The sequence below is a fragment of the Polymorphospora rubra genome (assembly GCF_018324255.1).
In the GTDB taxonomy this organism is placed as follows: Bacteria; Actinomycetota; Actinomycetes; order Mycobacteriales; family Micromonosporaceae; genus Polymorphospora; species Polymorphospora rubra.
In genome coordinates this window covers 2046607-2061537 of record NZ_AP023359.1, presented here as the reverse complement: position 1 = coordinate 2061537, position 14931 = coordinate 2046607, and the positions used below count along the sequence as shown (strand labels likewise).

The 14931-nt window shown below is 69.2% G+C and carries 14 protein-coding genes and 1 pseudogene; 12 read left to right on the top strand and 3 right to left on the bottom strand.

The window, feature by feature from the left end:
• The first annotated feature begins 48 nt into the window (after window positions 1–48).
• Window positions 49–714, top strand: coding sequence for a hypothetical protein (locus Prubr_RS09385; protein ID WP_246568498.1), 666 nt, complete (start codon window positions 49–51; stop codon window positions 712–714).
• 35 nt (window positions 715–749) lie between these two features.
• Here Prubr_RS09385 and Prubr_RS09380 read toward each other — a convergent pair whose 3' ends face one another.
• On the bottom strand, window positions 750–1733 hold the full coding sequence (locus Prubr_RS09380) for a tetratricopeptide repeat protein (protein WP_212823920.1): 984 nt from the start codon (window positions 1731–1733) through the stop codon (window positions 750–752).
• Window positions 1734–1825: 92 nt separating this feature from the next.
• Between Prubr_RS09380 and Prubr_RS09375 the strand changes: the two genes are divergently transcribed.
• From Prubr_RS09375 to Prubr_RS09350, 6 genes are all read left to right on the top strand, one after another.
• Window positions 1826–2275, top strand: coding sequence for an AAA family ATPase (locus tag Prubr_RS09375; RefSeq protein ID WP_246568496.1), 450 nt, complete (start codon window positions 1826–1828; stop codon window positions 2273–2275).
• Window positions 2276–2361: 86 nt separating this feature from the next.
• Window positions 2362–3582 carry a CapA family protein gene (locus Prubr_RS09370; protein WP_246568494.1) on the top strand — a complete coding sequence of 407 codons (1221 nt, stop codon included), beginning with the start codon at window positions 2362–2364 and terminating at the stop codon, window positions 3580–3582.
• Window positions 3583–3663: 81 nt separating this feature from the next.
• Window positions 3664–5955, top strand: coding sequence for a HAMP domain-containing protein (locus Prubr_RS09365; protein ID WP_246568492.1), 2292 nt, complete (start codon window positions 3664–3666; stop codon window positions 5953–5955).
• Window positions 5956–5958: 3 nt separating this feature from the next.
• Window positions 5959–7236 (top strand): poly-gamma-glutamate synthase PgsB, encoded by a 1278-nt coding sequence (gene pgsB, locus Prubr_RS09360; protein ID WP_212823912.1) that lies wholly within the window; start codon window positions 5959–5961, stop codon window positions 7234–7236.
• Window positions 7233–7718 carry a poly-gamma-glutamate biosynthesis protein PgsC/CapC gene (locus Prubr_RS09355; protein ID WP_212823910.1) on the top strand — a complete coding sequence of 162 codons (486 nt, stop codon included), beginning with the start codon at window positions 7233–7235 and terminating at the stop codon, window positions 7716–7718. Before pgsB ends, Prubr_RS09355 begins: the two co-directional genes overlap by 4 nt.
• Window positions 7719–7749: 31 nt before the next feature.
• Window positions 7750–8799, top strand: a complete 1050-nt coding sequence (locus Prubr_RS09350) for an NlpC/P60 family protein (RefSeq protein WP_246568490.1) — start codon at window positions 7750–7752, stop codon at window positions 8797–8799.
• Between the two features lie 9 nt (window positions 8800–8808).
• Here Prubr_RS09350 and Prubr_RS09345 read toward each other — a convergent pair whose 3' ends face one another.
• A complete protein-coding gene (locus Prubr_RS09345) occupies window positions 8809–9714 on the bottom strand; it encodes a hypothetical protein (protein ID WP_246568489.1) in 906 nt (301 codons plus the stop codon).
• 138 nt (window positions 9715–9852) lie between these two features.
• On the opposite strand from Prubr_RS09345, the gene Prubr_RS09340 reads away from it, so the two are divergent.
• The 3 genes from Prubr_RS09340 (at window position 9853) to Prubr_RS09330 (ending at window position 11650) form a co-directional block, all read left to right on the top strand.
• A complete protein-coding gene (locus tag Prubr_RS09340; RefSeq protein WP_212823897.1) occupies window positions 9853–10542 on the top strand; it encodes a hypothetical protein in 690 nt (229 codons plus the stop codon).
• On the top strand, window positions 10539–11372 hold the full coding sequence (locus Prubr_RS09335) for an XRE family transcriptional regulator (RefSeq protein ID WP_212823895.1): 834 nt from the start codon (window positions 10539–10541) through the stop codon (window positions 11370–11372). Before Prubr_RS09340 ends, Prubr_RS09335 begins: the two co-directional genes overlap by 4 nt.
• Before the next feature lie 62 nt (window positions 11373–11434).
• Window positions 11435–11650, top strand: a complete 216-nt coding sequence (locus tag Prubr_RS09330) for a hypothetical protein (protein WP_212823893.1) — start codon at window positions 11435–11437, stop codon at window positions 11648–11650.
• A gap of 98 nt (window positions 11651–11748) precedes the next feature.
• On the opposite strand, the gene Prubr_RS09325 is transcribed toward Prubr_RS09330, so the two are convergent.
• Window positions 11749–13374 carry a pectate lyase family protein gene (locus tag Prubr_RS09325; RefSeq protein ID WP_246568487.1) on the bottom strand — a complete coding sequence of 542 codons (1626 nt, stop codon included), beginning with the start codon at window positions 13372–13374 and terminating at the stop codon, window positions 11749–11751.
• A gap of 420 nt (window positions 13375–13794) precedes the next feature.
• Here Prubr_RS09325 and Prubr_RS09320 point away from each other — a divergent pair, with 420 nt between their 5' ends.
• Both Prubr_RS09320 and Prubr_RS38160 read left to right on the top strand, forming a co-directional pair.
• Entirely contained in the window at window positions 13795–14451 is a 657-nt protein-coding gene (locus Prubr_RS09320) for a CatB-related O-acetyltransferase (protein ID WP_212827776.1), read from the top strand.
• A pseudogene (locus Prubr_RS38160) lies at window positions 14448–14844 on the top strand (Vgb family protein). Before Prubr_RS09320 ends, Prubr_RS38160 begins: the two are co-directional and overlap by 4 nt.
• Window positions 14845–14931: the final 87 nt, after the last annotated feature.

Sequence of the window (14931 nt, the reverse complement as noted above, 5' to 3'; positions counted from 1 at the left end):
CCCGCTTCGCCCGGACGGTTGGACTACTACCTGGTCTACGCATCGCCGGTGGCGAGCGGGAACTCCGCCGTGCCCGAGGGCATCCTCGTCGAGGAGTTCATTCTCGCCGACGACTACTCGGCGGCCGGCCTCGTCAGCGTCGGCTGGAGTTCGCAGGATCGCCGCTGGCGCGCCTCGTCGGACACCAGCCGGCGCATTCGTACCGACGCCCTGCTCCGCCGCCGGGTGGTGCCGGTCGCCCGGCAGACGGCAGAGGTCTTCCACCGTGGCCTCGCGGGAGAGGACCTGCCGGACGAAGCCGTGCTGAGCGCGTACTGCCGCGTCGGCGCGACGATGTCCATGCCGGCTCCGCTTCGGCTGAGCGCCGCACGGGTCACGACAGGGTTCCACGAGACGCGGCTCTACCGGATCCTGTTCGCGAACGAGCTGAACCCGGGCGCCCTGGCCAACCTGCGGGCCGTCTGGCGGATGACGATAACCGGCGACCCGGCCGATCCACACGTTCGGGTCCTGGGCACCGCCGGCCGCCGCATCGGAGGCGACGCCTTCTCGTGGGACCTTCGCCGACTCGGCGCGATGGACGCGTGGTGCGTCGACCTGACCGTCGACCTCGCCGACAGCCGTGACGAGGCCGTCGGACCGCTGCTACGGGAGCTGACGACAACGATGCGGGCCCAGGGGCTGATCCCTGTCACGATCGACCGCTTCTCGTGAAACCGGTCGGGTATCTCGCCCGGTCCCGTGGTGCGTCAGCTCTCGCGGACGTTGTGCGCCGCCGCGACGAGGTCGGCGGGCAGGTTCGGGCCGTCGCAGGCCTGGTCGATCAACAGGTTCCGGTACCCGGCGTTCGGTAGCCGCGGTGCCATCTCGACGAGGTCGGCCAGGTCGGCGGCCGAGCCGGTCAGGCGGGTGCGGTATGCGGCCCGGGCGGCGCGCAGGGTGATCTCCGCCGGCCCGTGTGCGAGGCCGCGGTCGGTGAGGTCGACGGCTGCGGCGAAGTCTCCCTGGTCGGCGCGGATGTCGGCCAGGTCGAGGTACAGCGACCAGTTCGTCGGGCTCAGTTCGGTGGCGCGTTCGAACGCCGCCGCGGCCTGCTCCAGGTCGCCTACCCTGCGCCACGTGCCCCCTCGTACGACCTCGGTCAGCATGGTGCGTTCGACGGCGTCCGCCGTGTCGCACAGCGCCAACGACGCGGGTATGAGGCCGCAGGCACGCAACAGGATCGCCATGCGGGCGAGCGACTCCGGCCGCGGGTGGCGGGCGGACACGGTCTCGATGGCGCGGAACCACGGTCGGAACCGTTCCCGCACGTCATCGGTGTCGAGGGGATGGCCGTAGTCCATCGTGCGCATCGCCGCCTCGGCCAACGCTTCGGCGCTCACCGAGGCGAGGAACCGCGGGTCGCCGAACCATGGCGCGGCGGCCCACGCGACGGTCGGCGCGAAGCCGGTGATGGTGCCGACCGTCAGCGTCGCATCGTCCATGTCGTCGTCGAGGAACATGAGGAATGCCTGCGCCGCCAGCCCGCCCGGCGATCGGGCACCTTCGGCGAACGCGGTCGTCGCCGCCGGCGCACTCTGTCGCAACTCGGCGATCACCGCGTATGCGTCGGGGTGGTGTGGTGCGCCGGCTATCGCGCTGGAGAGGTATCCCATTGCCTCCGCCGGGTCGCCGCCGCAGTGGGCCATGACCCGCGCCAGGGCGACCTCGGCTCCGGCTGTGTGTCGTGACATCGCACGATCGTAGTGGCGGGGCCGTACCCGGCGGCGTGGACTCGGTGGCCGGCGGAGCGCCCCGACGACGGGTGGCTTCGTACAATCGCCGGGTGGCGCGGGTGCTGGTGACAGGCATGTCGGGCGTCGGCAAGAGCACGCTGCTCGATGAGCTGTCGCGCCGCGGGTACGAGGCCATCGACACCGACCACGACGGCTGGACACTGCCGGACGGCGACTGGGACGAGCCACGGATGGCGGCCCTGCTCGCGGGGCGGGCCGAGGTCGTCGTGTCGGGAACCGTGGCGAACCAGGGCCGCTTCTACGACCGGTTCGACCACGTCGTCCTGCTGAGCGCACCACTTGAGGTCCTTCTCCACCGCGTCGCGGTGCGGGTGAACAATCCGTACGGGAAGACGGCCGCGCATCGGGCGGAGATCGAGCGCTACGTGGGCGAGGTGGAGCCGTTGCTCCGCCGGACCGCCAGCGTGCAACTCGACGGTCGGCGGCCGGTGGGAGAACTGGCTGACATCGTCGAACGTCTGCTTGCCGTGGCATCCTGAAGGTGTGCAGAGCTGACTACTCTGCGTTACCTGGGCTGGTGAAAAGGTGGGCGGGCGGAGGTTGCCCGGGTTGTTAGCCTAGCGCGGTGCGTACCCCTGATCCTGCCGACTCCGGCTCCAAGTTGAGGCGTCGGCTCCGCTCGCTTCTCGGGATCCTCACCCTGGTCGTGGTAACCGTGGGCGGTGCCGTGTATCTGGTGGATCCGTGGTGGGCCGGGCCGGCGCCGCTGTCGAGTCCTCCCCGGCCACTCGGCAAGCCGGTGTCCGTCGAGGGTGAGACGGTCTCCATTCTGGCCGCGGGTGACATCCTGCTGCACCCGGAGTTGTGGGACCAGGCACGCCGCGACGGTGGCGGAACCATGGACTTCGGGCCGATCCTGGCCGGTGTGGGGCCGGCCATCGAGCAGACGGATCTCGCGCTGTGTCATCTGGAGACGCCGTTGGCGCCGCCCGGCGGCCCGTACATCGGGTTCCCGTTGTTCAGCGTGCCGCAGGAGATCGTCAAGGGGATCAAGGAAGTCGGCTTCGACGGTTGCTCGACGGCGTCGAACCACAGCCTCGACCACGGAGTGGAGGGGATCAACCGGACGCTCGACGTCCTGGACGAGGTCGGCGTCGGACATACCGGCACCTACCGTACGGCTGACGAGGCGAAACGGCCGAAGATCTACGAGGTTGGCGATGTCCGCGTCGCGCACCTCAGCTACACCAAGAGCTTCAACGGGCTTCGACGGCCGGAGAACAAGGATTGGGTGGCGAATCTTATCGATGTCGAGAAGGTCGAGGCGGATGCGGCCGCCAGTCGTTCGGCGGGTGCCGACATTGTGGTGGTGAGTCTGCACTGGGGCACCGAGTATCAGCACGAGCCCGATGTCGACCAGCAACAGTGGGCCCGGCAGATTGCGGCCATGCGTGACGTCGACGTGGTGTTCGGTCATCACGCCCATGTGGTGCAGCCGATCGAGCAGTTCGGTGAGAAGTGGGTCGTCTATGGCTTGGGTAACCAGATTGCCCGGCACGACAAACCGACGAATGGCAACCGGGACGGGGCGATGATTCGGGTCACTTTCGGTCCGGCCGGTGGCACCGGTCGTTGGAAGGTCGCGGCAATCGAGGCCATCCCGACGTTCGTCGATCTCAATCCGGATATCAGGTTGGTGGATCTTGAGCGGGCGCTGGCCGAGCCGGGGCTGTCGCCGGGGCGGCGGCGGATCTACGAAGCGGCTGTCGAACGCATCCGGGGCCACCTGTCAACCAGGGTCCAGGATCAATCCGCGTTGACCGTACGGGGAGTCGCCGCCGACTGATCGGGTGATCTTCAGGGCGCTGGCGTGATCTGATTCCAGATCATCTGCGGGCAATCCGGGCATTAGTGGTTGACCTGCCCTGTGGTCGATCACCGTGGTTGTTATAGTTTGGCGCCCCGGCCTGGCCCATATGGCTGGTCATGGGCATTTTATCCGTCAATTTTGAACTTGCCTGCGGGCAAGGGAGGCGTCTGCGTGTCCGCTACGGGCGGGGTATCGAGACCGTCGCCGCAGCAGGTACTCGCCTGGCGGAGACGGGCATTGGATCAGCAGTTGCCCGCGGCGGCGTTCCCCGCCGGCTCCCGGTCACCTGTGTTGGTCTACCTCTGGGCCATGACGATCGTCGCGGCGGCGACCGTATTCGGATTCGCCATCAACGATCACCACGGCGTCCCGCAAGCGGTCCAGGATTCCCAGCGTGACTTCTCCTCGCGCATCGGCCGGGCGATGAATCTGGCCTCGAATCGGGCCATCGACGAATTCGACCGCAGAGTCACCAGATTCCAGACCGGACCCCGACCCGCCGACACCGAAATACTGTCCTCCGCGGTCGGGGACCGGCAGACCTGGACCGGAGCGGCCATCGTGGAAGCCGCATCCCGCCGTAAGGTGTCCGAGTCGGGCGTCCCGGTTCCGATCGACCAGTTGCCGCCCGAATCACTGAGCACAATCACCCTCTTACCGCTCACCACGACGGACGGTCCGGTGCTCGTCCGTATCGTGCCGTTCGACGACGGACGGGCCCTGGTCGGGCTCCAGCCACTTACGATGCGTAACCTGCGCCTCAATGTCGAGGGCCGACACGGCATCTTCATGATCATGCCGGACGGTGTGTCGACCCTGATGCAGGGCGTCGACACCGTGCCGTCCGAGCAGCTCACGAAGGTCTTCGGCGAGCTTCCGGCGGACGGACCGTCGAGGGCCAGAGTGTTCGCCGTACAGGAATGGTCCGATCGGCAACTCCTGGCCGCCACGGCGCCGGTCGGGGACACCGGCATCAGGGTCGTCTCGGTCGTCGTCGCGACCACCGGCGACGGCACGTCGACGACGCGCGGCTTCGTGCTCGCCGTGACGCTTCTCCTGGTCGCGGTGTTGAGTGCGACGTTGATGCACCACTCGCTGTCCCGGCCGATCCAGACGGTCCTCCCGCTGGCCAAGGACGACGCCTGCGGCGTCGAGGTCAAACCGACCGGCCGGCTGTGGACCGCCGAGGCGAACCGGGTCGTGGACGCCCTGACCCGGCCCGCCGTGGAAACGGCACGTCGATGGCGACCGACCGCGCTCCAGGGGCTGGTCGCCGCCGCGGTCGTCACCCTCCTCTGGCCGACCGTGGTGCTGCTGAGCAGCCAGAGCAGCGACGCCCAGCCCGACGTACCCGTCCAACTGCTCTACGACGTCGAGAACCGGGCCGAAGCGGTGGCCGAGCAGCTCGGCAATGCCCTGGAGACCGGCCTGCGGACCGTGTCGCTGGTGACATCGGGCAGCGACAGCACCGCACCGGCCGACATGGGCGAAGCACTCGCCCGAGGGCTGGCCGACGAGCACCGGCTCCGTGGACTCTTTCTGGTCGAAGCCGACGGTCGGGTGAGTGAATCGGCCGGGCGGCGGTCACTGCGCGAGCAGACGCCGCTGCCCGGCACCGGCGGCATCCAGCTCGACAGGTCGATCGAGCGTCTGCCGGTGGTCTACGCGTACCGCACGCGCACCGACGGCCGGGCCGTGGTCGGCGAGTTCGACATCGACTACCTGGTCGGCCTGATGCGTCAGGTCGCCGGCCGGGCCCGGGTCGTCGACCAGGACCTGCGTACGGTGCTCGACTCGAACGGGTTCCGGGCGTTCCAGCCGGTGACCGACGTCGCCGCCGCCGAGGTCGTGGTCGAGGCACTGGCCGGTGGCACGGTGGGCAGATCACGTGACGCCGAAGGTCAGCCACTGCTCATTGCCGCCGCCGGCCTGACCGAGGCGAGTTCGGCGCACCTGGATTGGGTGATCGTCGTCGAGAACGACATCGCGCTGCTGCACCTGCCGGTCGTGGTCACCAAGCGGTGGAGCCTGCTGGTGGCCGGCGCGGTGCTCGGCATCGTTCTGCTCACCCTGGCCTGGCAGTTCTACATCTTCGTCCAGCCGCTGCGCCGGGTGGCGGCCGCGGCGGACCGGATCAACCGGGGCGTTCTCGACCAGCCGATCACACCGCAGCGGCACGACGACATCGGAGCGATCGCCGTCTGCCTGGAGATCAGTCGACAGATCCGGCACACCGGTTCGGCCCGGTTCGGCGGCGCCCTGCGGGTCCGTGGCTCCGAGGCCGACCTGACCACTGTCATGCCCAAGGTGCGACGCGACAGTCGCCACGCACGAGGCGTAAAGGTCTGAGCCGTGTGGTACCTCTATTGCGTCTTCACCCTGTGCTGCCTGGCACTCCTTATCGCCGGAGTGGTCGAACAGCGCAACCACTACCGGAACCTGGCCAAGATTCCGCACCGGGTGCTGGTCAACGGCATCCGGGGGAAGAGTTCGATCACCCGCCTGTGCGCCGGGGCGTTGCGTGGCGGCGGCCTCCAGGTGGTCGCCAAGACCACGGGCACCGCCGCGCGGTTCATCTTCCCCGACGCCAGCGAGGAACCGGTCCACCGTAAGTTCGGTATCGCGAACGTGGTCGAGCAGATCGGGATCGTACGACGGGCGGCCATCTACCACCCGGACGCGATGGTCATCGAGTGCATGGCGGTGATGCCGGCGCTGCAGGAGATCAACCAGAGCAAGTTGATCCGCTCGGACATCGGTGTGCTGTGCAACGTACGTGAGGACCACCTGGCCGAGATGGGGCCGACCCTCGACGATGTCGCCCGCTCGTTGTCCCGCTCCATGCCGGTCGGCGGCATCTGCATCACGGCAGAACGGGAGCGCCTCGACATCCTCCGTAAGGAGGCCGAACGGCGGGACTGCCGACTCATCGCGGTCGACCCGGAGACGGTCAGTGACCAGGAGATGGCCGGCTTCGGCTGGATCACGTTCAAGGAGAACGTCGCGATCGCGCTGGCGGTCGCCGAGCAACTGGGTGTCGCCCGGGACAAGGCGCTGGCCGGTATGTGGGAGGCGCCGCCGGATCCGGGTGTCCTGTCGGTCGTCCGCATCCTCCACAAGCAGCAGCGGCTGCGGTTCGCGAACGTGTTCGCCGCGAACGACCCCGAGTCGACCCTGATGAACATCCGGCAGCTGGAGCAGCAGCGGCTGATCGGACGGCCGCTGAACGTCGTCATCAACTGCCGGCCGGACCGGGTCGAGCGCAACGGCCAGATGGGCGCGATCTGCGAGGAGATCGATCCCCAGCGGATCATCCTGATCGGTGAACCGACCCGTAGCGCCCGCAGCACCATCCCCGCCGGCCTCCAGGACAGGGTGGTCGACCTGGGCGGCAAGCTGCCGCCGAATCGCCTGCTCGCCGGCGTGTTGGCCGCCACTCCCGGCGACGCCTCCATCGTGGCGGTGGGCAACATCCACGGCCAGGGTGAGGTCCTCATCCACGAACTCGCGGCGCTGCCGAGTTGGTCGCCGGAGGACGATCAGATGCACTCCTCCATGGTCCGGACCGCGATCGTCCCGAGTCAGCGGGTTCCCAAAGGCGTCGTTTATCAGAGAGGTGGCCGGCGATGATGTTCGGCGGAGAGCTGAGCGCTCAGCTCGCCACTGCCTGTCTCGGCATCGGACTGGTCTTCGCACTGCTGTGCTATCTGACCACCAACCTGTCGCCGGGCGGCATGATCACACCGGGGTGGATCGCACTCGCCCTGATCGAGGATCCGCTGCAGGCGGTGGTCATCGTCGTCATGACGGTGGTCACCTATCTGCTCACCCGCGTCATGCAGCGGTACGTGATCCTCTACGGCAAGCGGCTGTTCGCCGCGATCGTGCTGCTCGGAGTGTTTCTCCAGCTGACGCTCTTCGTTATCGTCCAGCGTGACTTCCCGCTCCTGTTCTCCCACCAGACCCTCGGCTTCGTCGCGCCCGGTCTGATCACCTACCAGCTGGTCCGGCAACCACCGAAGGCGACCATCCTGGCGACCCTCATGGTGACCGCGATCACCTACGGTGTCGCCTTCAGCGGCATCGTCGCGGGCCTCGTTCCGGCGACATGAGAATCGACCCTCCGAATCGAGTGGAGCCGAGATGAACTTCCGCACCTACTCGCGGCGATCGACGATGGCGCTGAACGCCGGTGGTCTGGCGCTGGTGGTCGGGCTGACCTCGATCGCCTACGGCTCCCTCGACATGGCGCGGCCGTCGCTGTCGGAGATCAGCCTCGGGGTGGCCGAACTCCCGCCGGCGACCAGCGGCCCGGGAAGCCAGTACGTCTACCAGCGCCTGCAGACACCGGACCGTACGGCGATCTACACCAGCGACGGCACGCTCGTCGCGACGATGACCGACGGCGCCCGTACCGGGCACATCATCGGACCACCGCGCACGTTCGAGGAGCCCCGCTTCACCAAGGCGAAGGTCCACACCGACGTGTACGTCCATCTTGCTCCCAAGGTCTGGCGGGCGGGTGCCGAGCAGGAGCAGTGGTTCGTCGACTGGCTGGAGAAGACCCGCACCGAGAAGCCCCGGGACGTGCTGGAGACCGCGTTCCAGTACACGTACGGCGCCAGCCCGGAAAAGGATTCCAGCGGCCAGCAGATCGCCGGTGACGCCGCGTTCGGGCCGCTGTCCGACACCGACCCGGACGGTCGGGCGGAGAACTCCGACTTCTACGACTACCTCGGCGTCTCGTGGACCTTCCCCGACAAGAGGGAGAAGCCGGCCGCGGCGCACATCCTGAGCCTGGACTGCTCCGGATTCGTCCGTATGGTGTACGGCTACCGGATGGGCTTTCCGCTGCTCGGTACGAACACCAAGGGCCCGGGCCTGCCCCGGCGTGCCTACGCCATCGCCGCGTTCGGACCCGGCGTGCAGCTGATGGAGAACCGGGGTACGCGCCCACGTGAGCTGGACCGCCTGTTCCCGGGCGACATGCTCTTCTTCAACGCCGGGCCGGTCCAGGGTGCGAACATCGAACACATGGGGATCTACCTGGGCGTGGACGATCGTGGCCACCACCGGTTCATCTCGAGCCGGAGTCAGGCCAACGGCCCCACCATGGGTGACCTGGCCGGCGAGTCCATCCTGGACGGCACCGGTTACTGGGCGCTGCGGATGCGTACCGCCCGTCGGGTGTGATGCGGCGGATCAGCGGCTGGCCAGTCGATCGCCGAGGGCCTTGGCCACCCGGTCGAGGCTGGCCGGATCACCCCGTACCGACCAGCCGAGTTCCAGGTGGATGAACGGCGCGTCCTGTTCCGCCGCCACCCTGCCCTGTTCGTTGCGGGTGCCCTCGAGCCGACCGCATCGGGTGAGCCAGGCGAGACAGGTCGTCAGCCCGGCGTCGGCCAGACCGTCCCCCACCTCGCGGGCCGCTCTCGACACCGTGGCCGGCCCGCTCGACACGACTGCCTGGGCGTCCGGCAGGCTCCGGTCGGCGAAGCCGTGCAGCTGGATCTGCAGCAGACCCTTGCGGGCGAACTCGACCGAGAACTGGTGGAACATCGACCGTTCGTTGTGGGCCACATCCGCGGCGCCGTCCGCCGCGGTCCGGTGTGCCCCGGCGACCAGCAGCACACTGCCGGGAAGCTGCCGGAAGACCGCGATCCCCAGCTTCTCGGTGTTGATGTCGGCCGTCGGATGTGGCACCTCGATGACCGTCCGGACTCCCGCCGAGCGGTCGACCAGCAGGGCTCCCCAGGCCGGCTCGTCGGTGCTGTTCATGACGAACAGGCTGAACGGCCGTCCGGTCGCCGGATCGACGTCGTGGTAGGCCGTGAAGCCGAGTCGGGCGAGGATCTCGTCCGGGCGGGACGGGTTGCCGGGATCGTCCAGCAGCAGCCGGATGGCCTGCCGCGCCGACTCCCGCTCGTCCGGATCCGGATCCCGGTACGGGTCGTCCCGGTCCAGGCCGGCCAGGTTCTCCATGAGTACGGCTTCCGGATCGACCGGCACCGTGGTCTGCTTCTCGGGTTCGGCGCAGCCGGCCAGCGCGACGACCAGGACGGTGGCGAGTTTCACGAGTTTGCTGCCGCCACCCGACCTGATCCGCACCGGGCGATGCTAGCCCACCGGGGGAACCCGGGAAGTCGGAGAGATGGCGCGGCCGCGTGCTGAGCCGTACCCGGGTCGGTGGCGTGTCGGCACTTGATTCTTGGAACATCAACTGCGGCATCGGCTAGATTTCTCGCCATGGGTCTGCTGGATGACGCGGTGGCGGTACTGGACGACCGAGGCGTGCTCAAGCCGCTGGGGGAGTTGATCCGGCAGGTGTACCGGCGGGCCGCCGACCGGCACGAGCCGGAACTCGGCGACGACGCGATGAGCTTCGGCACCACCGTGTGGCGGAACCTGACCAACCTCGGCAAGGCCACCTTCGACGGCGTCGACGGCGTACGGGGCCGGGTGGAGGACAACTCGCTGGAGATCCTCTGCGCCGGATACGTCGTCCGGCTCTACTCGATGCAGGGCGGGATCGAGTCGATCCGCTGGGAAGGCAGCGAAGTCCGGCTCGGCGGCGCGGTGGAGAACACCCGCGACGGGCAGCTCGCGTTCGACGACGAGGGCCAGTTCCCGGAGGTGTTCGCCGGAGTCGCCCCGCCGAAGCGGCACATCCGGATCGCACACACCGGGGACATCACGACCGGGGACGCGACCGCGTACATCGGACTGCCCAGAGACAACCGCGACGGCGGGTCGCCGTGGTTCGAGGTGACGCTCTGGTTCGGTGCGGCGCCGACCGTGGGCACCCCGCTGCCGCTCGTCGTCGCGCAGGACGCGGTGCCCGGGCGGCGGTACGACGAGCTGCCGATTCCCGAGCTGGCGATCGAGGCCGTGCGGCCGGGCGGCGTGGCCGGCCGTACCGCCGGTCGGCTGGCGTGACGGACGGACCGCGACCGACGGTACCCGCCACCGCGGCCGTCGCGGCGTTCGAGCCGCACGCGCTGGGCCTGGCGCGCCGGTGGCGGCGGATGCGCAAGAACGAACTCGCCCGCCAGATCGGTGTCACCGCGGCGGCGGTCAGCCAGTACGAACTGGGGCAGGCCCGCCCGTCGGCGGCGGTGCTGGCCCGGCTGGCGCTGGCGCTGGGGATGCCGGTCGAGTTCTTCGCCGCCGGCATCCCGACACCGGCGACCCCGGGGCACGCGCACTTTCGCAGCCTGCGGGCGACGAGCCAGGCCGAGCGGGACCAGGCGGAGGCGTTCGGCGAGATCGCCTGGCGGGTCGTCGAGGTCGTCGGCCGCCACCTGCGGCTGCCCCCGCTCCGGCTGCCGCATCTGGATCTCCCGGAGCCGACCCGGGTGGAGGACGTACGGGCGGCTGCGGCGGCGGCGCGGGAGGCGTTCGACCTCGGTGCCGCGCCGGTGCCGCACATGGTGCGGCTGCTGGAGGCGTACGGGGTGATCGTGCTGGCACTGCCGGACGCGTCCGAGCGTGTCGACGCCTTTTCGCACTGGTACGGCCAGCGGCCGTTCGTCTTCCTCAATCCGGCGAAGGACGACAAGGCCCGGTCCAGAATGGACGCCGCGCACGAGCTGGGGCATCTGCTGCTGCACCATGACGCCGAGCCCGGCAGCCAGATCCTGGAGCGGGAGGCGACCACGTTCGCCTCGGAGTTCCTGGTTCCCGGGCCGGTGCTGGCGGAGGAGTTGCCGGCCCGGCTCGATTTCGACCGGTTGCACGAGTTGAAGCGCCGCTGGGGATCAGTCTGAAGGCGCTGGTGTACCGGGGGCACGACCTGGGCGTGTACCGGGAGCACACGTACCGGCGCGGGATGGGTCTGTTGGCCCAGTGGGGCTATCCGGAGCCGGGCGACCTCGGCCCCCGCGAGCAGCCGTCACTGCTCGGCAGAGCCGTCGAGCTGCTCGAACAGCAGCAGGTGACGACGGAGAGCCTGGCGGCGCGGGCCGGTCTGCCACCGGCTCTCGCCCGTACCGTCTTCGACGCCGCCACCGACCACCTACCCGAACTGCACCTTGCGGTTGGGTGAGGATCGTCGGTCGGTGAACTGGGCGGGTGTCGGCCTGGACGGCCGCGACGTCATGGCGGCCGGTGACCGACCTACGCCGGTCACCGGCCTCCACCGGATCAGAGCCTGCCCGCTCCCGCGCCCGTGGTGACGGATGCCTTGACGGTCTCGACGTTGTCGGCGGTGTAGCCGTATGGGAGAGCCGCCACCGAGCCGTTGGTCTCACACGGTCCGGAGTTGGTGAGCGAGTTGTCGCGCGCCACCAACCGGCCGGGGTCGGAGTCCGCGTATCCGCTCGCCGACCAGCATGCCTGCTGCACGTTTTCGAAGACGTTCGCCTCGACGAGCAGTCCGGCGTTCTCGAGTGAGGCGATGGCGTAGGAGTCGGCGTTGTTGTTGACGTTCGAGTAGTAGTTGTTGAAGACGTGGACGGTCTCGCCGAACCGTACCCGCGGACTGCGTTCGAAGGTCCGGTCGAACCAGTTGTGGTGGTACGTGACCCGCAGGTGGCCGATGTCCTGGCCGCCGTTGCCGTCGGAGTGTCCGACCAGCGAGGTCTTCCAGTGGTCGCGGATGACGTTCCACGAGACGGTGATGTAGTCGCTGCCCCGGGTGATGTCGATCATTCCGTCGTAGAAGTCGGGGTGGTTCTCGATGGTGCTGGACAGGGTGTTGTGGTCGATCCAGACGTGGGTGGCGCTCTCGATTCCGATCGCGTCGCGACCGGGTACCCCGCGGATGTTCATGTTCTGGATGATCACGTTCGCCGGGGACATGTCCTCGATGGCGAGGGTGGTGCCGGAGATGCCGGAGCTGGCGCCGACACCCCGGATCGTCTTGTTGGCGGTGATCTCGACGGTGCCCGAGCCGGTGAGCATGCCGTTGACGAGGATGGTGCGGGTGCCCTCGGTCTGTGCCTGGGTCCGGAAGTCGGCGAAGGTGCTCACGGTGACGGTGGGGCCGCCCGCCCCGCCGGTGGTGCCACCGGCCTGCGTGGCCCAGCCGATGATCCCGCTCGGCGACGGCGGCGGGGTGGTGGGTGGAGGGGTGGTGGGGGGCGGCGTCGTGGGCGGCGGGGTCGTCGGTGGGGCGGTGGTCGGCGGGGTGGTCGGGCTCGGGCCGGCGGCGTCGGTCGCCAGTACGTCGTCGAAGGAGCCCGCGGCGTAGTTGGCGACGAGCCCCGCCCGGCCGGTGGCGTATGAACTGTCCGATGCGGACACGAGCTGGGTTCCGTTGACCGAGCCGACCAGGGAACCGCCGGTCGCGCTGAGCGACAGCGTGTACCAGGTGCCGGTCGCCGCCGAGAACGACACCGACGCGAGCGTGGTGGTCGCTCCCCTGCGGATCTGCACGGAGTTGGGGGTGAGGACGAGCGAGTAGAAGTTCGACGCGCTCTGCACCCGGGCCGCGACGCCGATTCCGCGTGCGGTCGCGCTGCCGAAGGTGTTGGCCCGGACGTTGGCCGTCACCGTGGCGGTCGACCAGGAGGTGGAGCCGCCGAGCGCCTTGGCGCTGGCGCTGGTGCTCGACTGCGAGTAGGCGCCGGACGATACCGACCAGCTGCCGCCCGAGGTGCTCCAGCCGTTGGCGTTGCCGTCGTTGAAATCGTCCGACAGCAGCGTGGCCGCGTTCGCGGTCGCGCTGATGGTCAGGACCAGCGCCGTGACGGTGGCGCTGGCGCCGGCCGCGAGGGCGATCCGGGTCCGCCGGCCCGATCGGTGGGGTGTGTGTCGCGCTTCCTGCACTGTGAGCCTCCCTGTGGTGGAATGCGCTTTCCCGTCAACATAGAAAGGCGCACTCAAAACCGTCAATGGGTGCTATTTGCAGCTTTGTTGCATCGAATCGGCTGAAACGCCAAAAGCCGGCTCGTCGGCCGGCTGGAGTATGGGGTGCTATCACCGGGTTTGGGACGGTCCCCGGACTCTCCGCATTCGCAGGATTGGCGCGATCCTATGGCAGCCACCCTCCCTCCACCAGCGCGCTCGGGAGCAGATCGCGGGTCCGATGCCGCCGCGGGATTCGACCCGCAGACCGGAAACGGCGTTGATCCACCGGACGCATCAGCGGACGCTGGTTGTGCCCCCGGCCGCCCGGGTACGCGACGTACGTCCGACTCCGGCCGAGTGGCCCGCACCGCACCGACCGACGCGAAGGAGGCGTACCAGGTGACGCCCGACCCGACGACCGTCCACCCACTCCCGGCGCACGAGCGTGTCGTGTTCCTCAGGCCGCTGGTCACCTCACCGAAGATCGTCGTGGGGGAGTTCACCTACTACGACGACCCGGACGGTGCGACCGACTTCGAGCGCCGCAATGTGCTCTACGGCTACGGGCCGGAGCGGTTGATCATCGGGAGATACTGTGCGATCGCCGCCGGCACCCGGTTCCTGATGGCCGGAGCCGACCACCCCACGATCGGTGTCTCCACCTTCCCGTTCACCATGTTCGGCGGCGAGTGGGCCGACCGGACCCTCGACATCGTCACCGGCATGCCCAGCCGGGGCGACACCGTGGTCGGGAACGACGTCTGGATCGGCTACCAGGCCATCGTCATGCCCGGCGTACGGATCGGGGACGGGGCGATCGTCGCGGCCGGTGCCGTGGTCACCGCCGACGTGCCGCCGTACACGATCGTCGGCGGCAACCCGGCCCGGCCGATCCGGCAACGCTTCGACGACGCTGACATCGACCGGCTGCGCCGCGCCGCGTGGTGGGACTGGCCCGTCGACCTTGTCACCGAGCACGCCCGCACCATCATGGCCGGGTCGCCGGCCGACATCGAACGCATCGCCGCCGAGCAACGTCAGGAGTCCAGTGGATGACCCGCGCCGCCGTGTCGATCGAGGAGTTCGTGGTGGCCGACCGCGACGCCGGCCCGTACGCGGTCGCCGTCGGCCCCGACGACGCCGTCTGGTTCGTCGAGATCGCCGCCGGCCAGGTCGGCCGGATCGCCCCCGACGGCGTGATCGACGGCTTCCCGACCGTGCCGCCCGCCGCACGCGATCACCTCCGGCGGCGACGGGAAGGCCTGGTTCACCGAATGGGCCGGCAACCGGACCGGATCGATCACGCCCGACGGTGTGATCGAGGTCTACGACCTGCCCACGCCCGGGTCCGAGCCGCACGGCATCACACTCGGTCCCGATGGTGCGCTGTGGACCGCCCTGGAGACCGACGCCCTCGCCCGGATCACGACGGCGCGGACGGCAGGGTAGCCGCGAAGGGGCGGAGGCGGGCCGCTCGGCACCGGAGCCGGGTTCGACCGGCAGGCCCGCAACCTGATCAGGTGCCGGCCCCGCACC

Excerpts from the sequence above, each read along its gene's own strand:
- Prubr_RS09340 (WP_212823897.1), top strand. The coding sequence starts at position 9,853 with ATGGGTCTGCTGGATGACGCGGTGGCGGTACTGGACGACCGAGGCGTG.
- Prubr_RS09355 (WP_212823910.1), top strand. The coding sequence starts at position 7,233 with ATGATGTTCGGCGGAGAGCTGAGCGCTCAGCTCGCCACTGCCTGTCTC.
- Prubr_RS09350 (WP_246568490.1), top strand. The coding sequence starts at position 7,750 with ATGAACTTCCGCACCTACTCGCGGCGATCGACGATGGCGCTGAACGCC.
- Prubr_RS09330 (WP_212823893.1), top strand. The coding sequence starts at position 11,435 with ATGGGTCTGTTGGCCCAGTGGGGCTATCCGGAGCCGGGCGACCTCGGC.
- Prubr_RS09380 (WP_212823920.1), bottom strand. The coding sequence starts at position 1,733 with ATGTCACGACACACAGCCGGAGCCGAGGTCGCCCTGGCGCGGGTCATG.